A 20,585-nucleotide genomic window follows, 5' to 3' on the forward strand; every position below is an offset into this window, starting at 1 on the left:
GATGACGCGATATGCTTTACTTGTTCGGGGCATTAATGTCGGTGGGAAAAATAAGATCGTCATGGCGGAACTTTGTCAAGAATTGACAGAGTTGGGACTGGAAAAGGTTGAGACCTACATCAACAGTGGCAACATTTTCTTTACTTCGACAGAACCCAAAGCTCGATTGGTTGAAAAATTAGAGACTTTCTTTGCAGTCCATTATCCATTTATTCAGAGCTTTTCTTTACTGAGTCATGAAGACTTTGAAGCGGAACTTGAAAATCTGCCTGAATGGTGGACCAAAGATTTGGCGCGAAAGGATGTGCTCTTTTACACGGAGAGCTTGGATGTGGATCAAGTGATCGAGAAAGTGAACAGTTTGGAACTGGAAGATGAAGTCGTTCATTTTGGAAGATTTGGGATTTTCTGGGGGAAATTCTCTGAGGAATCCTACTATGCAACTGCCTATCACAAGTACTTGCTCAAGATGCCTTTCTATCGTCACATTACCATTCGCAATGCTAAAACCTTTGACAAAATCGGTCAAATGCTTAAAAAATAATAAGGAGACACACAATGACATTTTTAGACAAAATCAATGAAACAGCTTCTTTCCTGAAAGAAAAGGGAATCCAAGCACCTGAGTTTGGTCTAATCCTTGGATCAGGACTTGGAGAATTGGCAGAAGAAATCGAAAATTCAGTTGTAGTAGACTATGCTGAGATTCCAAACTGGGGCCGCTCTACAGTAGTCGGTCACGCTGGTAAATTGGTTTATGGTGAACTTGCAGGTCGCAAGGTCTTGGCTCTTCAAGGTCGCTTCCATTTCTACGAAGGAAATCCTCTGGAAGTCGTGACTTTCCCAGTTCGTGTCATGAAAGTTCTTGGATGTGAAGGTGTCATTGTAACCAATGCTGCTGGTGGTATTGGATATGGGCCAGGTACTTTGATGGCTATCTCAGACCATATCAACATGACAGGCCAAAACCCATTGATAGGTGAAAACTTGGATGACTTTGGTCCACGTTTCCCAGATATGTCTAAGGCCTACACACCAGAATACCGTGCTACTGCCCATGAAGTGGCTAAAAAACTTGGTATCAAGCTTGATGAAGGTGTCTATATCGGTGTTACTGGTCCAACTTATGAAACACCAGCAGAAATCCGTGCTTATAAGACACTGGGAGCTGATGCAGTCGGTATGTCTACGGTTCCTGAAGTTATTGTAGCAGCCCACTCAGGTTTGAAAGTTCTAGGAATTTCATGTATTACTAACTTTGCAGCTGGTTTCCAAGAAGAACTAAACCACGAAGAAGTTGTAGAAGTAACCGAACGTGTCAAAGGTGACTTCAAAGGCTTGCTGAAAGCGATTCTTGCTGAATTGTAAAAAATTAGTGGTGAAATCAGACTAGAGATGAAGGTTTTAGTTCTTATCACCTTTAGTAGAGAAGATTGGGTTTGTTGTGATTAAAAGATGAACAAAAATCCAATCAACTACTATATCTTTAGTAAAAATTTATCACATGCTTATTTATCAATTATTGGTAAATAGGGGAAAATAAAAGAAAGTTAGAAAAGAATGAAAATCGGTCAACGAATGATGCGTTTTGGCATAAAAAAATTAAGTATAGGAGTTGTATCTGTTGCAGTTGGCTTTGCTTTTTTAGCACCGACAGGAATTTCTGCCAATGAAGGAAGTCCAGTTGTGAAAAATGAAAGTCCTCTAGTAGTAAATGCAACGGATGGTCCGACAAAACTAGAAAATACTGATAAAAAACAGGAAACGCCTCTTATAGAGGAGAGAGTGGCAGCTATCCAACCAGCTCCGGAAACAAAAGAAGTCCTTAAAAATCAGAAGGAAGAAGAAAAGCTGGAATCCCATAAAACAGAGCCTGCTCTAGTTCCTGAAGAAGTGAATAGAGAGGAAAATGTAAAGGATGAGTCTACAACTTCTCGTCCTGTGACAGCAGAAGATCTTTTGAAAATCTCAAAAGGAGAACTGCACTCAGAAAATGATTTGCTTGACAATTCTCTTTATGGTGAAAAAGTCCTTGATTTAGAAGGTGATGACGATCAGGATGGTATCAAAAATAAGGATGAGCTTTATGTTTATCGTAAAGATGGTAAGGACTATTTAGGATATAACAGTCATCCATTACTGGCAGACAGTGATGGAGACGGATTAGCAGATGGGGAAGATGATAATAAGAAACAATGGTATGTTACAGATCGAGATGCTCTTCTCTTCATGGAGTTATCCTATCGTGATGATGACTATATCGAAAAAATTCTAGATCATAAGAATCCATTTCCGAGCCTCTACTTGAATCGTCAAGAATATAAGATGATGCACAATGAGTTAGCCCCGTTTTGGAAGATGAAAAAAGCTTACCATACAGCTAGTGGTTTGGATGCTTATCTATTTGAAACTAAGAGTGATTTTCCTTATTTAAAAGACAATACTGTTCAAATGTTAGCTATACGTGGGACAAGACTGAATGATGCCAAAGATTTGAGAACGGACTTGACCTTGCTAGGAGGAAATAAACCTGCACAAGCGGATGATATCCGTAATGTTGTAAAAGAATTGGCGCAGGATTCCAGCATTACCAATCTCTATATGACAGGTCATTCGCTAGGAGGCTATCTAGCTCAAATAGCAGCAGTTGAAGCCTATCAGAAATATCCTACTTTTTATAATAATGTTTTGAAAAAAGTGACAACATTTAATGCACCTAAGGTCATTACTTCAAGAACAATCTGGAATGCCAAAAATGGTTTCTGGGATGTAGGATTAGAAAGTCGGAAGCTTGCTGTAAATGGAAAAATTAAACATTATGTAGTGGATAATGACAATGTGGTTACATCTGTGCTACAAAATGATAGTGATGTTGTGACATCTACAGGAAGTGCTAATGTTAAACACCGTTCGCGTGGCTATTTTGAAAGCCGCATGAATGATATTCCAAACTTTAATATTGGAAAACGAACAACATTGGATAAGCAGGGTTACCGTGATCCAAAACTGGAAAAAATTTCTTTCTTTAAGAAACAACAAGTCCCTCTGTCATCTAGTCAACCAAGCGCTGAACCTCTTGAAAATATAGCTCTAGGGAAACGGGTTACCCAAAGTTCGACAGCTTTTGGAGGTGACGCTAGAAGGGCTGTAGATGGAAAAGTTGATGGGAATTATGCTCATCATTCTGTAACGCATACAGAGTTTCAATCTAAACCTTGGTGGCAAGTCGATTTAGATAAGGAAGAAACGATTCGTCAAATCAACATCTATAATCGAACATATACTGCTCAGGATAGGCTTACCAATTTTAATGTGATTCTTTTAGATAGTTCTGGGAAAGAAATTGAAAGAAAGCGCATTGCATCTCTGAAAGATATCTCTGCACAAATTGCAATTGACTATAAAAAAGCTCGTTTTGTCCGTATTGAGTTAGATGGTTACAATGCTCTCAGTCTCGCAGAAGTTCAAGTTTTGCGTGCTGAGAATATCGCATGGAAAAAGCAAGCACGCCAAAGTTCTACCGAGTTTGGAGGAGATGCTAGTCGTGCCTTGGATGGCAATACCAATAGTAGCTACAGCCAGCAATCAATTACTCATACAAAATTTGAAAATCAGCCTTGGTGGGAAGTTGATTTGGGTCGTACAGAACAGGTAGGACTTGTCCGTCTTTATAATCGTGGAGATGGCGAGCTTTCCAAACGTTTGGCAGATTTTGATGTGATTTTATATGATGAAAAAGGGACAGAAGTTACTAGAAAATATGTTTCTCGTTTAGAAGGAAATCGTCTAGATCTTCAGTTGGATGGCAAGTTGGGTCGCCGTGTCCGTATTCAATTGCGTCAGAAAAATCAAGCTCTCAGTCTTGCTGAAGTAGAAGTATTTCGATTTATAGCTAAGAATGCTGTGACACCACCAACTTCTAAGCCAGTACAAGTGTTAAATTACACTCCTGTAAAAGATAAAACCCTAACTATTCAGCATAGTGGAGCTTACATTGCACGCTATTCTATAACTTGGGAAGAAGTTACAGTAGATAAAAATGGTCATTCAGTTGTTCGCAGTCATTCTTGGGAAGGAAATGGACGTAACCAGACTGCAGGTTTTGTCCTCAACCTCCCAATCAAAGAAAATATGAGAAATCTGCGAATTAAGATCGAAAAGAGAACAGGTCTTATCTGGAATAGATGGCAAACAATCTATGACAACAGACCTCTTCTAGCTCAACCACATCGAAAAATCACTCATTGGGGTACGACATTGAATTCCAAGGTGAGTGACGATGATGTCTTGTAGTCTGATGGTACAATGACAGTTAGTTTGTCTAGTTTATAAGAAAGTACTACCTGAGCTTGAATAGAACTCAGGTAGCTCTCTGTGAAAGAACAAAATTAATACTCAATGAAAATCAAAGAGCAAACTAGGAAACTAGCCGCAGGCTGCTCAAAGCACTACTTTGAGGTTGTAGATATAACTGACGAAGTCAGCTCAAAACACTGTTTTGAGGTTGTGGATAGAACTGACGAAGTCAGTAACCATACATACGGCAAGGCGACGTTGACGTGGTTTGAAGAGATTTTTGAAGAGTATAAACAGAAAGGTAGAGCGCGTGTTCTAATTTGAACACGAGTAGAAATTCGTACCTATAAGATGCTTGGAACAGATGTGGTCGGAATGTCAACTGCTCCTGAAGTTATTGTTGTAGCCTATTCAGGTTTGAAACTTCTAGGAATTTTATGTATTACTAACTATACTACTGGTTTCAAAGAAGAGCTTAACCACGAAGAGGTTATAGAAGTGACTGAGTGTGTTAAAGGTGATTTTAAAGGCTTACTTAAAGCCGTTTTTGCTGAATTATTACTATGTTAAAAGAATTGAGGAGTATTTTTCAGAAAATCCCTTATAATCTTAAATTATTCCTAGCAGTCATTTTGCAAGGAATAGTTTCAGGTTTATCTGGTATTTTTCTACATTATCTTTTAGAGATGATAGAGGGGATAGCTTTTGGTCAGTCAGAGCATCATAGTGGATTTTTGACTGATGGAGTTTCCTCGTCGCGGATAGGATTTAGTTTAATAATCGTGGGTGTCAGCTCATCCTTGGTCTGGTATTTCTTGCAAAAAAAATCACAGATTTTTTCCATTAGAGCACAGATGAAGGATGAGACTTCACAATACAAGCTTCATTTTTTAAGACAGCTATTTCATTCAATTTGGCAAATTATTGCAGTTGGAGGGGGAGCCCCTATTGGTAAAGAAGCTGCGCCACGAGAGATTGGAACTCTATTTGCAGGACCAATTGGAAAAATATGTTTTCTCTCTAAGAAGGATCAAGTCTTTCTCCTTGCTTGTGGTGCTGGTGCTGGTTTAGCGGCTGTTTATCAGGTTCCATTAACAAGTGTCTTCTTTGTTTTTGAAACCCTAGGAATTGCTCTATCTATTAAACGATTTGTCTTAGTCGGTTTGGCTACCTATGTCTCAACCTATATAGCAGGCTGGGTTATTTCAGATCAGGCTCTTTATCAGATTCCAGCCATCACATGGTCATTAAAGGAAATATGGAATATTCCCTTATTACTTCTTTTCTTAACCCCACTAGCTTGGCTTTTTGGTCACTTAAGTAAGGCAGCGTCTTCAAACAGAATAAAAGATAAACGAATACTTCTCACATTGCCTACAGCTTTTCTTTTTCTTGCTGGGTTGGCAAGTTATTTTCCACATCTACTTGGAAATGGACGTATGATGGCTCAGGAAGTATTGAATGGTAGCAATGGCAAAACAGTATTCCTCTTGTTTATCCTAAAAGCACTGGTCGTTCTTATTACTCTGTGGGCAGGGGCCTATGGTGGTACACTTACGCCATCTTTTGCCTTGGGGATGGCTGGAGCTGGTCTCTTGAGCATGATTATAGGTTTGGACAGTCAGCCAACCGTTTTACTTTTGGGATCGGTTTGCTTTTTATCAGTGACCTTGAGGGCGCCCATTTCTGCAACCGGATTAGTTATAGGTTTCACTGGGCTAGGTATAGATTCTCTTCCGTATCTCTTAGTAACAGCTGTTTTAGCCTATGAATTTGCAAAAATGTTAGACCACTTTCCTTGTGCTAGCATACTGTGTCAGAAGTCAAATAATAAAGTAATTAGGTAGGAAATGCCCATTTCTTCTAGTTAAGGATTTAACTTAAAAGATTAAAAACTATTGTCAGTTTATCAATAACTGTTTTAAATAAAAATGAAGTAGGCCTATTGGAATCTTGATTGAATCCGATTTTTCCTAGCTATGAAATATAAAAATAAAAAAAGAAAGGTAGAGTGAGGTGTTCTAATTTGAACACGAGCGGAAAACTTTTCTAAAAACTCAGAAGAGAAGGGGGAGTTCAGATTTGAATTGAAGCCGATCTAATCTTCTCAATATTATCAAAATTAAGAAAGAAAGGAATTGAACCCACCCTAAAAGCAGTGGGAAAAAGATAGTTAGTCTAGCGAGCATCGCTCACTGCGCCCAACTCCTATTTTCCCTTTGCTTTTTGACGGGTTTGGTATCTTTCTGATTATAAATTTTAGAATAAAGAAAGGATGGGTTAACTGTATTCATTGAACTGAATACGGGCGGAGAACTGTGTAAAAAAGATAAACTGTCTAGCATCGGAGATGCTTCGTCAGTTTCCTATTTTTACTTTGTTCTCTGTCGCCCTTTATATCTTAATTATGTCTATCCATATTGCTGCTCAGCAGGGTGAAATTGCTGATAAAATTCTTCTTCCTGGGGATCCTCTTCGTGCTAAGTTTATTGCGGAGAATTTCCTTGAAGATGCTGTTTGTTTTAACGAAGTACGTAACATGTTTGGTTACACTGGTACTTACAAGGGCCACCGTGTATCAGTCATGGGAACTGGGATGGGGATGCCATCTATTTCGATTTATGCGCGTGAGTTGATTGTTGACTACGGTGTGAAAAAATTGATTCGTGTGGGAACTGCGGGTTCTTTGAATGAAGATGTTCACGTTCGTGAATTGGTTTTGGCGCAGGCAGCGGCAACCAACTCAAACATCGTCCGTAATGACTGGCCACAGTACGATTTCCCACAAATCGCTAGCTTTGATTTGCTGGACAAGGCCTACCATATCGCCAAAGAACTCGGTATGACCACCCACGTTGGGAACGTTTTGTCTTCTGATGTCTTTTACTCAAACTACTTTGAAAAGAACATCGAACTTGGTAAATGGGGAGTCAAGGCTGTGGAAATGGAAGCAGCAGCCCTTTACTATCTGGCAGCCCAACACCATGTTGACGCGCTTGCCATCATGACTATTTCTGATAGTTTGGTCAATCCAGATGAAGACACGACTGCAGAAGAACGTCAAAATACCTTCACTGATATGATGAAGGTTGGTTTGGAAACCTTGATTGCAGAATAATTATAGCCAAAAAGGAAGCCCTTCTTTATGAATTGGAGGACTTCCTTTTCTTATCCAGAAATTGATCTAGTTCTTTCTGATTTCGAATAATAGTGACTTTATGTGAGTATTCTTGGCAAAATTTTTGGTATCTTTCCTTAGCATTATTTGTCCGTCCATCTCTGAGAATCCATCTGATAAACTCCCAATTAAATTGTTCTTGACAACCAGCTGCCATACTTTCTCTCACTTTTCCTCTGTATTTTAAATAGCGCTTAAAGGCTCTTAGCAAACAATTCCAAGAAGAGAAGTTTAAAAAGATGATTTGGTCAGCTTCCTGCATTCTTTCCTCGTAATAGCACCAAGAATAATTCCCATCAATGACCCAAGCTTCCTGTGTTGTGAGAAAGCTTTTCATTTCATCCAACATCCAGTCACGGTCACTGTCTTGCCAACCAGGCTGAAATTGGAGTGTGTCCATGTGAAGTTTTGGGATGGAGTAGTAGAGAGATAACTTTTCAGCTAGCGTTGACTTACCAGCACCAGAATATCCGATAATTGCGATTTTCATTTTCTACCTTTTTCTATTTGAGGACAAAAAAACAGCCTCCATGGACTGTTTCTTATTTAGCAAGTTTAGCTGAAAGACGAGCTTTGTCGCGGCTTGCTTTGTTTTTGTGAATCAAACCTTTAGTTTCTGCTTTATCGATAGCTGAGCTAGCAGCACGGAAAAGTTCTTCAGATGGGTTTGCTTCGAAAGCTTTGATAGCAGTACGCATAGCTGATTTTTGAGCTGAGTTCTTTTCGTTTTGTTTAACGTTCAATTCAGCGCGTTTGATAGCTGATTTAATGTTTGCCAATGTTCTTACCTCCATATTTACTAACTATACCATTATATCTGAAAACTTACGTTTTGACAAGAGAAAATTACTTTTTTAAGTAAATTTCATCGATTTCATGGTTCTTTGTTTTATGCAGAATCACTTCCGCACGATTTCTGGTTGGTTCAATATAATTTTGTAGATTTGTGAGATTGATACTGGTCCAGACCTGATGGGCAAAGGACTCCACTTCCCCAATCGGCATTTGTGTAAAACGATAATAGTAGCTATCAGGGTCGTTTTGGGCTAGGCTCAGCATCTTCAAGAAACGGTCCAGATACCAACTCTCGATGTCATTCACTGCAGCATCAACATAGATGGAAAAGTCGAAGAAGTCGGTGATATAGAGACGTTCGTTTTGTGGATTTTGAAAAACGTTAATCCCTTCGACAATGACAAAGTCAGCTGCTTTGACGTTTTGTTTTTCCTCAGGAACGATGTCGTAGACTTCATGAGAATAGACAGGAATATCTACATCTTGTCCATTTTTGATGTGATCCAGGAAGTTGAGAAGAGCTTCCATATCATAGCTTTCAGGAAATCCCTTGCGATTTAAAATCCCTTGTTCAATCAAGGCCTGGTTGGGATAGAGAAAGCCGTCAGTTGTTACCAACTCAACCGTAGCATCTTTAAGCGTACGGGACAGTAGGATTTGAAGTAGGCGACTGGTTGTGGATTTTCCAACGGCAACACTCCCAGAAACCCCAATGATAAAAGGTTGAGATTTACTTTCACGTTGGAGGAAAATTCCTTTTGAAAAGGCCAAATCATCCTTGGTACGCTTGTAAATCTGGATGAGATGGGCTAGGGGGAGATAGACATCGGTAACATCCTGCAAGCTAATCTGGTCATTAAAACTCTTGATGGATTCTAATTCCTCTTCTGTCAAAGGAGGTGTTGTCTTTCGATGTAACGATTGCCAAGTCTGGCGGCTGATTTTTTCAAAATGTAAAAATTCGTTGGTCATTTGTTTTCCCCTAGATATTTTGTCTATCATACCATAAAAAGCTAAAAAAATAAAGCGGTTTCTTGAATGTGTTAAGTCAATAGTATATAATATAAGTAGATAGAGGATGAACAATTTATTGATGAAGTAGGAGCTACTTTCTCCTGATTTATAAGCTAATAAAGGGGGCTTTGAGGGTTACAACTTATAGGAGGTGTACTATGAAAATCTTAAAACGTTACATATTGGAACTCTGTTTTATTTTAAGTTTTGCACTACCTTTTATAAAAGGGGCGAATGCGGATAATGGTAGACGCTTTGTGGAAATCTATTACGGTTTTACTTTTTTGATGGAACATGCTATTGTAACAGCTGTCTTTATCTGTTCGCTCTTGATTGCTTGGCTACTCAAAAAACGGTGGACGAAACGGCTTGCTGCTGGAAGTTATGTCTTTTTAGTCCTATGGATTGCTACAGAGGGTTATTTATTCCGCATGTCACTAGAAGATTTAATCCGACTTTGGACAAGTTTGGAAATCCTGACAAAAACATATCAGTTGGGCTTTTATCTAAACATCCTGTTGGGAATTTTGTTGATAATAAAGTATTTGAAGGTTAAGCAATAGTCATAATAAATACGCCCGATTATAGATGATAAACTTTTTGTTATATCCTGACTATGATATTTCTAGTTCTAAATGGCTTATCATTCATCTATAAGTGTTGAAAGAGATTGAAGAAAATGTTTTACTTACTAGCTTTCTTCAGTCTTTTTCGTTTTATGATCAGTTTGTAAACGATTTACAATTTAAGTCAAATTATGGTAAAATAGTTTCATGAGTAAAATGTATTATGCAGAAAATCCTGACGCTGCTCACGACATTCATGAGTTAAGAGTGGACTTGTTGGGAGAAAAAATGACCTTTTTGACGGATGCAGGTGTTTTTAGCAAGAAAATGGTTGACTTTGGCAGTCAACTTTTGCTCAAGTGTCTTGAGGTCAATCAAGGAGAAAATGTCCTTGATGTAGGCTGTGGTTATGGGCCTCTGGGCTTGTCCTTGGCTAAGGCTTATGGAGTTCAGGCGACCATGGTCGATATCAATAATCGTGCCTTGGATTTAGCGCGACAAAATGCTGAACGAAATAAAGTAGAAGCGACGATTTTCCAGTCCAACATCTATGAACAAGTTGAAGGCACATTTGAACATGTCATTTCCAATCCTCCTATCCGTGCGGGCAAGCAAGTGGTTCATGAAATCATTGAGAAAAGTAAAGATTTTTTGGAAACTGGTGGAGATTTAACAATCGTTATCCAGAAAAAACAAGGGGCTCCAAGCGCCAAGTCCAAGATGGAAGAGGTGTTTGGCAATTGTGAAATCGTCAAAAAAGATAAGGGATACTATATCCTTAGAAGTGTGAACGAATGAGAGCAGTTGATTTAATTCAAAAGAAACGAGACGGTCAAGAATTGACTTCGAGTGAAATTGAATGGCTAGTTGAAGGCTATGTGTCAGGAACTGTTCCTGATTATCAGATGTCTGCTTTTGCTATGGCTGTTTATTTCAAAGGAATGACGACTCGAGAAATATCTGATTTGACCATGAAAATGGTTCAGACAGGTCAAGAGTTTGATTTATCTGTTATTGATGGGGTTAAGGTTGACAAGCATTCTACTGGTGGTGTTGGTGATAAGGTAACCATGATTTTGGCTCCCCTTGTTGCTAGCTTCGGTGTGCCTGTAGCCAAAATGAGTGGTCGTGGTCTCGGTCATACTGGTGGAACAATTGATAAATTGGAGTCTATCAAGGGCTATCAAGTAGAACGTAGTCAAGAAGATTTTATTCGTCAAGTGCAGGATATTGGAGTATCTGTCATTGGGCAATCAGACCAGCTTGTCAAAGCGGACAAGCTTCTCTATGCCCTCCGTGATGTGACCGCAACTGTCGACACGATTCCTTTGATTGCGAGTTCAGTGATGAGCAAGAAAATCGCGGCAGGAGCGGATGCTATCTTGCTAGATGTGACTGTTGGAGAGGGTGCCTTCATGAAGACGGTTGATGAGGCACGTGAGCTGGCTCAAACCATGGTAGATCTTGGTAAGGCAGTTGGTCGAAAGACGGTAGCAGTGATTACGGATATGAGTCAGCCCTTGGGACGAGCGATTGGAAATCGCCTCGAAATTCTTGAAGCACTGGAGATTTTACAAGGTCAAGGCCGTCAGGATATTACCCACTTTATCTGCGAATTGGCTCAAATTATGCTTGGTTTGGCTAATGTGAACAAGACAGTGGAAGAAGTTCGCCAACACCTTGAGAATGGTCAAGCACTGGCTAAGTTTGAGGAGATGGTGCAAGCCCAAGGTGGAGACTTAGAAGACCTCTATCGTCCTGTCAATGTTACCCATGTAGTGGAAATCCCTGCTCAGGAAACGGGTGTCATTTCAGCTCTTCCAGCTATGGAATTTGGGCTTTATGCTATGAGACTGGGGGCAGGTCGTGCAGTCAAGTCTGATGCCTTGGACTATGAAACAGGAATTGTTTTTGAAAAGAAAGTTGGAGATTCCGTTCAAAAGGAAGAAATTGTTGCAAAAGTATACACAAATGGAAAAATTTCTCCTCAGCTAGTTACAGATTTTCAAAAATATGTTAAAATAAATGATAGTGTGCAAAGTTTACGAGAAATCATAGAAATAATCTCATAAACTGCAGGAGAATCCGAATATGAAATTAAATAAATATATCGATCATACACTTTTGAAACAAGATGCGACAGAAAATCAAATTGATTGTTTGTTGTCTGAAGCTAGAGAGTATGATTTTGCCAGTGTTTGCGTTAATCCGACCTGGGTTGAACATGCTAAAAAAGGGCTTAAAGGCACAGATGTCAAGGTCTGCACAGTAGTAGGTTTCCCCTTGGGAGCAACAACTTCAACTGTGAAAGCTTTTGAGACAAAAGAAGCTATCCAAAATGGTGCAGATGAGATTGACATGGTAATCAATGTTGGGGCTCTCAAATCAGGCAATTTAGCCTTGGTTGAGTCAGATATTCGTGCAGTAGTGGAAGCAAGTGGTGACAAGTTAGTAAAAGTCATTATTGAAGCATGTCTGCTGACCGACCAAGAAAAAGTTGTGGCTTGCCAATTAGCTCAAAAAGCTGGAGCTGATTTTGTTAAAACATCTACTGGCTTTTCAACTGGTGGTGCTACGATAGCAGATGTCAAATTGATGCGTGAAACAGTTGGATCTGAAATGGGTGTCAAGGCTGCTGGCGGAGCTCGTTCTTATGCAGATGCTCTTGCCTTTGTGGAAGCTGGGGCGACCCGTATCGGAACGTCAGCTGGGGTAGCAATTCTAAAAGGAGAATTGGCAGATGGCGACTACTGAGTTGATTGAACTGGCAATTGAAACCAGCAAACATGCCTATGTCCCCTATTCTAACTTTCCTATCGGAGCAGTTTTAGTGGCAAAAGACGGAAGTGTTTACACGGGAGTGAATATCGAAAATGCTAGCTATCCTTTGACCAATTGCGGTGAGAGAACAGCCGTTTTTAAGGCTGTATCTGAAGGACAAAGAGAATTTTCAGAATTGATTGTCTATGGTCAAACTGAAAAACCAATCTCACCATGTGGTGCTTGTCGCCAAGTAATGGTCGAATTTTTTGAACAAGATCTAAAAGTGACCTTAGTCGCAAAAGATAAATCGACGGTCGAGATGACGGTCGGGGAGTTACTTCCATACTCTTTTACAGACTTAAATTAGTCTGAGTCGCTCTTTGAGTGGCACGGTCCTTGTGGCCAACCAATCCATACTTGCAACATCGTTGCACATCTTATTTAGGAGGTTCAGTAATGAACAAGAAACAATGGCTAGGCCTTGGTCTAGTTGCAGTGGCAGCAGTTGGACTTGCTGCATGTGGTAACCGCTCTTCTCGTAAGGCAGATTCATCTTCTGATGTGAAGACAAAAGCAGCAATCGTCACTGATACTGGTGGTGTTGATGATAAATCATTCAACCAATCAGCTTGGGAAGGTTTGCAGGCTTGGGGTAAAGAACACAATCTTTCAAAAGATAAAGGTTTTACTTACTTCCAATCAACAAGTGAAGCTGACTATGCTAACAACTTGCAACAAGCGGCTGGAAGTTACAACCTAATCTTCGGTGTTGGTTTTGCCCTTCACAATGCAGTTAAAGATGCAGCAGAAGAGCACACTGATTTGAACTATGTTTTGATTGATGATGTGATTAAAGATAAAAAGAATGTTGCTAGTGTAACATTTGCTGATAATGAGTCAGGTTACCTCGCTGGTGTGGCTGCAGCCAAAACAACTAAAACAAAACAAGTTGGTTTTGTAGGTGGTATGGAGTCAGAAGTTATCTCTCGTTTTGAAGCAGGATTCAAGGCTGGTGTTGCGTCAGTAGACCCATCTATCAAAGTACAAGTTGACTACGCTGGTTCATTTGGTGATGCTGCTAAAGGTAAAACAATTGCAGCCGCACAATACGCAGCTGGTGCAGATATTGTTTACCAAGTAGCTGGTGGTACAGGTGCAGGTGTCTTTGCAGAAGCAAAATCACTCAACGAAAGCCGTCCTGAAAATGAAAAAGTTTGGGTTATCGGTGTTGACCGTGACCAAGAAGCAGAAGGTAAATACACTTCTAAAGATGGCAAAGAATCAAACTTCGTTCTTGTATCTACTTTGAAACAAGTTGGTACAACTGTAAAAGATATTGCTAACAAGGCAGAAAAAGGTGAATTCCCTGGCGGTCAAGTGATCGTTTACTCATTGAAAGATAAAGGGGTTGACTTGGCAGTTACAAACCTTTCAGAAGAAGGTAAAAAAGCTGTCGAAGATGCAAAAGCTAAAATCCTTGATGGAAGCGTAAAAGTTCCTGAAAAATAATGGATGGAAGTCATTTCTTAGGAAGCGGCCCTCGGCCGCTTTTTTAAGAGTTGAGACAAAGTCATTTTGTCTCAGTAAAGCTTGCTACTAGAGAAACTAGCAAGTTTTATTGAAATAAAATAAGACTCTGAAAGGAAGAGCACATGGCACACGAAAATGTCATTGAGATGCGTGATATTACCAAGGTGTTTGGTGAATTTGTTGCCAACGACAAAATCAACCTGCACCTACGAAAAGGTGAAATTCATGCACTTTTAGGAGAAAATGGGGCTGGAAAGTCCACGCTCATGAACATGTTAGCAGGGCTTCTTGAACCAACCAGTGGTGAAATTGTGGTCAACGGTCAAGTTGTCAACCTCGACTCACCATCTAAAGCAGCTAGCTTGGGAATCGGAATGGTTCACCAGCACTTTATGCTGGTAGAAGCCTTCACAGTGGCTGAAAACATCATTTTAGGTAGTGAATTGACTAAAAATGGTGTGCTAGATATCGCTGGAGCTAGCAAAGAAATCAAGGCTCTTTCTGAACGTTATGGCTTAGCTGTTGACCCTTCTGCCAAGGTAGCAGATATCTCAGTTGGAGCCCAACAACGTGTAGAAATTTTAAAAACCCTTTATCGGGGGGCTGATATCCTTATCTTTGACGAACCAACGGCTGTTTTGACTCCATCAGAAATTGATGAGTTGATGGCTATTATGAAAAATCTTGTCAAAGAAGGGAAATCAATTATCTTGATTACCCACAAGTTGGACGAGATTCGCGCAGTTTCTGACCGTGTTACAGTTATCCGTCGTGGGAAATCAATTGAAACTGTAGAAATCGCAGGGGCTACCAATGCTGATTTGGCAGAAATGATGGTGGGACGTTCTGTTTCCTTTAAAACAGAGAAACAAGCTTCTCAACCAAAAGAAGTGGTCTTGTCTATTAAAGACTTGGTGGTCAATGAAAACCGCGGTGTTCCAGCTGTTAAAAATCTATCCTTGGATGTTCGTGCTGGAGAGATTGTTGGGATTGCGGGGATTGATGGAAATGGTCAGTCTGAACTGATTCAAGCCATTACAGGTCTTCGCAAGGTTGAATCTGGTAGCATTGAGTTAAAAGGAGATTCAATTGTAGGCTTGCACCCACGTCAGATTACAGAGTTGAGTGTTGGGCACGTTCCAGAAGACCGTCATCGTGATGGTTTGATTTTGGAAATGATGATCTCTGAAAATATTGCCCTTCAAACCTACTATAAAGAACCACATAGTAAAAATGGAATTTTGAACTATTCAAATATCACTTCTTATGCTAAAAAACTAATGGAAGAATTTGATGTTCGTGCTGCCAGTGAATTTGTGCCTGCAGCTGCACTCTCAGGAGGAAATCAACAAAAAGCAATTATTGCTCGTGAAATTGATCGAGATCCTGATCTCCTTATCGTCAGCCAGCCAACTCGTGGTTTGGATGTCGGTGCCATTGAATATATCCACAAGCGCTTGATTGAAGAGCGTGATAATGGCAAGGCTGTCCTTGTTGTCAGCTTTGAATTGGATGAGATTTTAAACGTCTCAGACCGTATCGCCGTTATCCACGATGGTAAGATTCAAGGTATTGTATCACCAGAAACAACCAATAAACAAGAACTTGGTGTCTTGATGGCTGGTGGAAACTTGGGAAAGGAGAAGAGTGATGTCTAAAAAATTACAACAAATTTCGGTTCCCTTGATTTCTGTATTCCTAGGAATTTTACTCGGAGCCATTGTCATGTGGATTTTCGGTTATGATGCTATTTGGGGCTACGAAGAATTGTTCTATACAGCCTTTGGTAGCCTGCGTGGAATTGGAGAAATCTTCCGTGCTATGGGGCCTCTGGTCTTGATTGGTCTTGGTTTTGCCGTTGCCAGTCGCGCTGGTTTCTTTAACGTCGGACTTCCTGGTCAGGCTTTGGCTGGTTGGATTCTCAGTGGTTGGTTTGCCTTATCGCATCCAGATATGCCACGTCCCTTGATGATTCTAGCAACCATCGTGATTGCCTTGATTGCTGGTGGAATTGTCGGTGCCATTCCAGGTATTCTTAGAGCTTATCTAGGGACGTCAGAGGTTATCGTAACCATCATGATGAACTACATTGTCTTGTATGTAGGAAATGCCTTTATCCATGCCTTTCCTAAAGACTTCATGCAAAGTACAGATTCTACGATTCGTGTTGGGGCTAATGCAACCTATCAGACCCCTTGGTTGGCTGAGTTGACTGGTAACTCACGGATGAATATCGGTATTTTCTTTGCCATCATTGCCGTTGCAGTTATTTGGTTCATGCTCAAGAAAACAACCCTTGGTTTTGAAATCCGTGCGGTTGGTCTTAATCCACATGCTTCAGAATATGCTGGTATTTCTGCCAAACGGACTATCATACTATCTATGATTATTTCAGGTGCCTTGGCAGGTCTTGGTGGAGCTGTTGAAGGACTTGGAACCTTCCAGAACGTCTATGTTCAAGGGGCGTCATTGGCTGTTGGATTTAACGGTATGGCGGTTAGTCTGCTTGCGGCCAACTCACCAATTGGTATTCTCTTTGCAGCCTTCCTATTTGGTGTTCTCCAAGTTGGAGCCCCTGGTATGAATGCAGCGCAGGTACCGTCTGAGCTTGTCAGCATTGTAACAGCGTCTATTATCTTCTTTGTCAGTGTTCATTACCTTATCGAACGCTTTGTCAAACCGAAAAAACAAGTTAAAGGAGGTAAGTAAAGATGTCTATTACAACCTTGCTCACCCTCTTGGTGTCTTCTATGCTGATTTACTCAGCACCCCTCATCTTTACAAGTATCGGTGGTGTTTTCTCTGAACGTGGTGGTGTGGTAAACGTCGGCCTTGAAGGAATTATGGTTATGGGTGCCTTTTCTGGAGTTGTCTTTAACCTTGAATTTGCAGAACAATTTGGAGCAGCAACTCCATGGCTATCCTTGCTTGTAGCAGGATTGGTTGGTGGTCTCTTCTCTATCATCCACGCAGCAGCGACGGTTCATTTCCGTGCAGACCATGTTGTCAGCGGTACGGTATTGAACTTGATGGCGCCAGCCTTGGCTGTTTTCTTGGTGAAAGTGCTTTATAATAAAGGACAAACCGACAACCTAAGTCAGACTTTTGGACGCTTTGATTTCCCAGTCTTGGCAAATATCCCAGTGATTGGTGATATCTTCTTCAAGTCAACAAGTCTACTTGGTTATCTGGCCATTGCCTTCTCATTCCTTGCTTGGTTTATCCTCTTCAAGACTCGATTTGGTCTTCGTCTTCGCTCTGTCGGTGAACACCCTCAAGCAGCGGATACCTTGGGAATCAATGTCTACAAGATGAGATATTTTGGAGTTATTATTTCAGGTTTCCTAGGTGGAATTGGCGGAGCGATTTATGCTCAATCCATCTCAGTTAACTTCTCAGTGACAACTATTGTTGGACCTGGATTTATCGCTCTTGCTGCGATGATCTTTGGAAAATGGAATCCAATCGGAGCCATGCTATCTAGTCTCTTCTTTGGACTTTCACAAAGTTTGGCTGTTATCGGTTCTCAATTGCCGTTCCTACAAGGTGTGCCAACAGTTTATCTTCAAATCGCACCTTATGTCTTGACAATTCTTGTCTTGGCAGCCTTCTTTGGAAAAGCAGTCGCACCAAAAGCAGATGGTATCAACTATATCAAATCAAAATAAGCATACAAAAAACGTCAGTTCTGTTCAAACTGGCGTTTATTTTTTAGAATTTTGATGGGTTAAGTTTAATCCCCAAGGAACAAGATTTTCAGTCTTATTCTGGATACGTGTGATATTATCCTTATGCCGAATGATAATCAAGCTAGCAAGAGCTAGGATAATAGCGATGAAGAGAGGGTCATAGTTACTCAGGATAAAACCAAAAAGTGGAAAGAGTAGAACACCGATAACAGCTGCGATAGATGCTGTGACGCTAGATAGTGAAATCATACTACCAAGATAGAGGGTTCCAAAGAAAACAACTGCAAGGTAGAGACAGAAGACAGGTGCAAATCCGAAAATCACTCCAGCGCTAGTTGCGACAGCCTTGCCACCCTTAAATCCTGCAAAGATTGGAAAGGTATGGCCAATAACAGCCAAAAGTCCAAAGATGAGAGGAGAAACGCCTTGCAGATGAAACATAATCGGAAGAAGCGTTGCTAGGGTTCCTTTGAAAAAGTCAATGACAAAGGTTGCCATACCCGCTTTCTTACCTAAAATACGGAAGGTATTGGTCGTTCCAGTGTTACCAGAACCATGCTCTCGCAGATTGATTTGAAAGAATACTTGTCCAATCCAGAGACCAGACGGAATCGAACCCAGCAGATAGGCTAGGATTAATAAAACTATTGTAATCATACTCCTATTATATCATGAAATGGAAAAGAAAGGCAGAGAATCTCTTCTGAAATTGTCACACCGGAGAAAGAAAAATTTTGCAAAATCCTTGGAAAACCTGTAGAATAGTAAAGATGAACGAATAGGAGGTTCCTTGTGTCAAAAAAGGAAATCAATATTAACAATTATAATGATGATGCCATTCAGGTGCTAGAAGGGTTGGATGCGGTCCGTAAACGTCCAGGGATGTATATCGGATCGACCGATGGTGCAGGTCTTCATCACCTCGTCTGGGAAATCGTCGATAATGCTGTCGATGAGGCCTTGTCTGGATTTGGTGACCGTATTGATGTGACCATCAATAAAGATGGGAGTTTGACTGTGCAAGACCACGGACGTGGGATGCCAACTGGTATGCACGCGATGGGAATTCCAACTGTTGAGGTTATCTTTACCATTCTCCACGCAGGAGGGAAATTCGGTCAGGGTGGCTACAAGACATCTGGTGGTCTCCACGGGGTTGGTTCTTCTGTTGTAAATGCTCTGTCTAGTTGGCTGGAGGTTGAAATCACCCGTGATGGTGCAATCTACAAGCAACGTTTTGAAAATGGTGGAAAACCTGTCATGACTTTGAAGAAAATCGGTACAGCGCCTAAGTCTAAAACAGGTACCAAGGTTACTTTTATGCCTGATGCGACCATCTTTTCTACGACAGACTTCAAGTACAATACCATCTCAGAGCGTCTTAATGAATCAGCCTTTCTCTTGAAAAATGTGACCTTGTCTCTAACGGATAAACGCACAGATGAGTCTGTTGAGTTTCACTATGAAAATGGGGTACAAGACTTTGTTTCTTATCTGAACGAAGACAAGGAGACCTTGACGCCAGTTCTGTACTTTGAAGGGGAAGACAATGGTTTTCAAGTGGAAGTAGCGCTTCAGTACAATGATGGATTTTCAGATAACATCTTGTCCTTTGTTAATAATGTTCGCACCAAGGACGGTGGAACGCATGAGACAGGACTCAAGTCTGCTATCACTAAGGTCATGAATGACTATGCGCGTAAGACGGGACTTCTCAAGGAAAAAGATAAAAACCTTGAAGGTTCAGACTATCGTGAGGGACTAGCGGCCGTTCTTTCTATCTTGGTTCCTGAAGAACACCTCCAGTTTGAAGGACAGACCAAGGACAAACTAGGAAGTCCACTAGCTCGCCCAGTTGTGGATGGCATTGTGGCGGATAAGTTGACCTTCTTTCTTATGGAAAATGGTGAATTGGCTTCTAACCTCATCCGCAAGGCTATCAAGGCGCGTGATGCTCGTGAAGCGGCACGTAAGGCGCGTGATGAGAGCCGAAATGGTAAGAAAAATAAAAAAGACAAGGGCTTGCTGTCTGGGAAATTGACCCCAGCTCAGTCTAAGAATCCAGCTAAGAATGAACTCTATCTAGTCGAGGGAGATTCTGCCGGAGGTTCTGCCAAACAAGGCCGTGACCGCAAGTTCCAGGCTATTCTACCTCTTCGTGGTAAGGTTATCAATACAGCCAAGGCCAAGATGTCGGATATCCTCAAAAATGAAGAAATCAACACCATGATTTATACCATTGGTGCGGGTGTGGGGGCTGACTTCTCTATTGAAGATGCCAACTATGATAAGATCATTATCATGACCGATGCGGATACCGACGGTGCCCATATTCAAACCCTTCTCTTGACATTTTTCTACCGTTATATGCGTCCGCTAGTTGAGGCAGGACATGTCTATATTGCCCTTCCGCCTCTTTACAAGATGTCAAAAGGGAAAGGCAAGAAAGAAGAAGTGGCCTATGCTTGGACGGACGGAGAACTAGAAGAACTCCGCAAACAGTTTGGTAAAGGTGCTACACTCCAACGTTATAAAGGTCTTGGTGAGATGAATGCGGATCAACTCTGGGAAACAACTATGAACCCAGAAACGCGTACCCTTATCCGTGTCACTATCGAAGACCTAGCACGCGCAGAACGCCGCGTCAATGTCCTCATGGGTGACAAGGTCGAACCACGCCGTAAGTGGATTGAGGATAATGTCAGGTTTACGCTGGAAGAAGCGACAGTGTTTTAAGTCACTTTTTAATGAATG

The 20,585-nt window shown here is 40.9% G+C and carries 19 protein-coding genes and 1 pseudogene; 16 read left to right on the top strand and 4 right to left on the bottom strand.

Annotation, left to right across the window (positions count from 1 at the left end; genetic code table 11):
- The first annotated feature begins 1 nt into the window (after position 1).
- The 6 genes and pseudogenes from O3650_RS03915 (at position 2) to deoD (ending at position 7,414) form a co-directional block, all read left to right on the top strand.
- The gene (locus O3650_RS03915) at positions 2-544 is read left to right on the top strand and encodes a DUF1697 domain-containing protein (protein ID WP_371491644.1); all 543 of its coding nucleotides are present in this window, start codon (positions 2-4) and stop codon (positions 542-544) included.
- Positions 545-558: 14 nt separating this feature from the next.
- Entirely contained in the window at positions 559-1,368 is an 810-nt protein-coding gene (locus O3650_RS03920; protein ID WP_153192473.1) for a purine-nucleoside phosphorylase, read from the top strand.
- Between the two features lie 192 nt (positions 1,369-1,560).
- The gene (locus O3650_RS03925; protein WP_371491646.1) at positions 1,561-4,293 is read left to right on the top strand and encodes a thiol-activated cytolysin C-terminal domain-containing protein; all 2,733 of its coding nucleotides are present in this window, start codon (positions 1,561-1,563) and stop codon (positions 4,291-4,293) included.
- Between the two features lie 327 nt (positions 4,294-4,620).
- Positions 4,621-4,866 (top strand): annotated as a pseudogene (locus tag O3650_RS03930) (purine-nucleoside phosphorylase); the annotation flags it as partial.
- Positions 4,860-6,143, top strand: a complete 1,284-nt coding sequence (locus tag O3650_RS03935; RefSeq protein ID WP_261072346.1) for a chloride channel protein — start codon at positions 4,860-4,862, stop codon at positions 6,141-6,143. The pseudogene O3650_RS03930 and the gene O3650_RS03935, both read left to right, overlap by 7 nt.
- Positions 6,144-6,703: 560 nt before the next feature.
- Positions 6,704-7,414, top strand: coding sequence for a purine-nucleoside phosphorylase (deoD, locus tag O3650_RS03940; RefSeq protein ID WP_000022097.1), 711 nt, complete (start codon positions 6,704-6,706; stop codon positions 7,412-7,414).
- A 25-nt stretch (positions 7,415-7,439) separates the two neighbouring features.
- Here the strand turns inward: deoD and O3650_RS03945 are convergent, their stop codons facing one another.
- From O3650_RS03945 to coaA, 3 genes are all read right to left on the bottom strand, one after another.
- Positions 7,440-7,964, bottom strand: coding sequence for a DNA topology modulation protein (locus O3650_RS03945; RefSeq protein ID WP_060628512.1), 525 nt, complete (start codon positions 7,962-7,964; stop codon positions 7,440-7,442).
- A 52-nt stretch (positions 7,965-8,016) separates the two neighbouring features.
- Entirely contained in the window at positions 8,017-8,253 is a 237-nt protein-coding gene (rpsT, locus tag O3650_RS03950; RefSeq protein ID WP_001274000.1) for a 30S ribosomal protein S20, read from the bottom strand.
- Between the two features lie 67 nt (positions 8,254-8,320).
- Positions 8,321-9,241, bottom strand: a complete 921-nt coding sequence (gene coaA / locus O3650_RS03955; RefSeq protein ID WP_060628511.1) for a type I pantothenate kinase — start codon at positions 9,239-9,241, stop codon at positions 8,321-8,323.
- A gap of 200 nt (positions 9,242-9,441) precedes the next feature.
- Here coaA and O3650_RS03960 point away from each other — a divergent pair, with 200 nt between their 5' ends.
- The 9 genes from O3650_RS03960 (at position 9,442) to O3650_RS04000 (ending at position 17,810) form a co-directional block, all read left to right on the top strand.
- Complete coding sequence (locus tag O3650_RS03960) at positions 9,442-9,846, top strand: hypothetical protein (protein WP_261083064.1); 405 nt, start codon at positions 9,442-9,444, stop codon at positions 9,844-9,846.
- 210 nt (positions 9,847-10,056) lie between these two features.
- Positions 10,057-10,647: a class I SAM-dependent methyltransferase gene (locus O3650_RS03965; protein WP_306800137.1), complete on the top strand. Its 591-nt coding sequence runs from the start codon at positions 10,057-10,059 to the stop codon at positions 10,645-10,647.
- Positions 10,644-11,921, top strand: coding sequence for a pyrimidine-nucleoside phosphorylase (locus tag O3650_RS03970; RefSeq protein WP_203175490.1), 1,278 nt, complete (start codon positions 10,644-10,646; stop codon positions 11,919-11,921). The genes O3650_RS03965 and O3650_RS03970 overlap by 4 nt, the downstream gene beginning before the upstream one ends.
- Before the next feature lie 19 nt (positions 11,922-11,940).
- Positions 11,941-12,603: a deoxyribose-phosphate aldolase gene (gene deoC, locus O3650_RS03975; RefSeq protein WP_371491649.1), complete on the top strand. Its 663-nt coding sequence runs from the start codon at positions 11,941-11,943 to the stop codon at positions 12,601-12,603.
- Positions 12,590-12,979 (top strand): cytidine deaminase, encoded by a 390-nt coding sequence (locus tag O3650_RS03980; RefSeq protein ID WP_101784717.1) that lies wholly within the window; start codon positions 12,590-12,592, stop codon positions 12,977-12,979. The genes deoC and O3650_RS03980 overlap by 14 nt, the downstream gene beginning before the upstream one ends.
- Positions 12,980-13,068: 89 nt before the next feature.
- The gene (locus O3650_RS03985) at positions 13,069-14,121 is read left to right on the top strand and encodes a BMP family protein (RefSeq protein WP_261024893.1); all 1,053 of its coding nucleotides are present in this window, start codon (positions 13,069-13,071) and stop codon (positions 14,119-14,121) included.
- Positions 14,122-14,264: 143 nt separating this feature from the next.
- Complete coding sequence (locus O3650_RS03990) at positions 14,265-15,800, top strand: ABC transporter ATP-binding protein (protein ID WP_033681960.1); 1,536 nt, start codon at positions 14,265-14,267, stop codon at positions 15,798-15,800.
- On the top strand, positions 15,793-16,851 hold the full coding sequence (locus O3650_RS03995; RefSeq protein ID WP_023942990.1) for an ABC transporter permease: 1,059 nt from the start codon (positions 15,793-15,795) through the stop codon (positions 16,849-16,851). The genes O3650_RS03990 and O3650_RS03995 overlap by 8 nt, the downstream gene beginning before the upstream one ends.
- A 2-nt stretch (positions 16,852-16,853) precedes the next feature.
- Entirely contained in the window at positions 16,854-17,810 is a 957-nt protein-coding gene (locus O3650_RS04000) for an ABC transporter permease (RefSeq protein WP_070527253.1), read from the top strand.
- 36 nt (positions 17,811-17,846) lie between these two features.
- Here O3650_RS04000 and plsY read toward each other — a convergent pair whose 3' ends face one another.
- Positions 17,847-18,488 carry a glycerol-3-phosphate 1-O-acyltransferase PlsY gene (gene plsY / locus O3650_RS04005; protein WP_070527256.1) on the bottom strand — a complete coding sequence of 214 codons (642 nt, stop codon included), beginning with the start codon at positions 18,486-18,488 and terminating at the stop codon, positions 17,847-17,849.
- A gap of 135 nt (positions 18,489-18,623) precedes the next feature.
- Here plsY and parE point away from each other — a divergent pair, with 135 nt between their 5' ends.
- The gene (gene parE / locus O3650_RS04010; protein ID WP_261052469.1) at positions 18,624-20,567 is read left to right on the top strand and encodes a DNA topoisomerase IV subunit B; all 1,944 of its coding nucleotides are present in this window, start codon (positions 18,624-18,626) and stop codon (positions 20,565-20,567) included.
- The last annotated feature ends 18 nt before the right edge of the window (positions 20,568-20,585 follow it).

The sequence above is a fragment of the Streptococcus sp. 20925_1_24 genome, from assembly GCF_041432335.1.
Lineage (GTDB): Bacteria > Bacillota > Bacilli > Lactobacillales > Streptococcaceae > Streptococcus > Streptococcus mitis_BM.

Bases quoted from the DNA above. Each gene is read 5' to 3' on its own strand.
- O3650_RS03985 (WP_261024893.1), top strand. From the start codon at position 13,069: ATGAACAAGAAACAATGGCTAGGCCTTGGTCTAGTTGCAGTGGCAGCA.
- plsY (WP_070527256.1), bottom strand. From the start codon at position 18,488: ATGATTACAATAGTTTTATTAATCCTAGCCTATCTGCTGGGTTCGATT.
- coaA (WP_060628511.1), bottom strand. From the start codon at position 9,241: ATGACCAACGAATTTTTACATTTTGAAAAAATCAGCCGCCAGACTTGG.
- O3650_RS03970 (WP_203175490.1), top strand. From the start codon at position 10,644: ATGAGAGCAGTTGATTTAATTCAAAAGAAACGAGACGGTCAAGAATTG.
- deoD (WP_000022097.1), top strand. From the start codon at position 6,704: ATGTCTATCCATATTGCTGCTCAGCAGGGTGAAATTGCTGATAAAATT.
- deoC (WP_371491649.1), top strand. From the start codon at position 11,941: ATGAAATTAAATAAATATATCGATCATACACTTTTGAAACAAGATGCG.
- O3650_RS04000 (WP_070527253.1), top strand. From the start codon at position 16,854: ATGTCTATTACAACCTTGCTCACCCTCTTGGTGTCTTCTATGCTGATT.
- O3650_RS03915 (WP_371491644.1), top strand. From the start codon at position 2: ATGACGCGATATGCTTTACTTGTTCGGGGCATTAATGTCGGTGGGAAA.
- O3650_RS03945 (WP_060628512.1), bottom strand. From the start codon at position 7,964: ATGAAAATCGCAATTATCGGATATTCTGGTGCTGGTAAGTCAACGCTA.
- O3650_RS03980 (WP_101784717.1), top strand. From the start codon at position 12,590: ATGGCGACTACTGAGTTGATTGAACTGGCAATTGAAACCAGCAAACAT.
- O3650_RS03995 (WP_023942990.1), top strand. From the start codon at position 15,793: ATGTCTAAAAAATTACAACAAATTTCGGTTCCCTTGATTTCTGTATTC.
- O3650_RS03920 (WP_153192473.1), top strand. From the start codon at position 559: ATGACATTTTTAGACAAAATCAATGAAACAGCTTCTTTCCTGAAAGAA.
- O3650_RS03965 (WP_306800137.1), top strand. From the start codon at position 10,057: ATGAGTAAAATGTATTATGCAGAAAATCCTGACGCTGCTCACGACATT.
- O3650_RS03935 (WP_261072346.1), top strand. From the start codon at position 4,860: ATGTTAAAAGAATTGAGGAGTATTTTTCAGAAAATCCCTTATAATCTT.
- O3650_RS03990 (WP_033681960.1), top strand. From the start codon at position 14,265: ATGGCACACGAAAATGTCATTGAGATGCGTGATATTACCAAGGTGTTT.
- O3650_RS03925 (WP_371491646.1), top strand. From the start codon at position 1,561: ATGAAAATCGGTCAACGAATGATGCGTTTTGGCATAAAAAAATTAAGT.
- O3650_RS03960 (WP_261083064.1), top strand. From the start codon at position 9,442: ATGAAAATCTTAAAACGTTACATATTGGAACTCTGTTTTATTTTAAGT.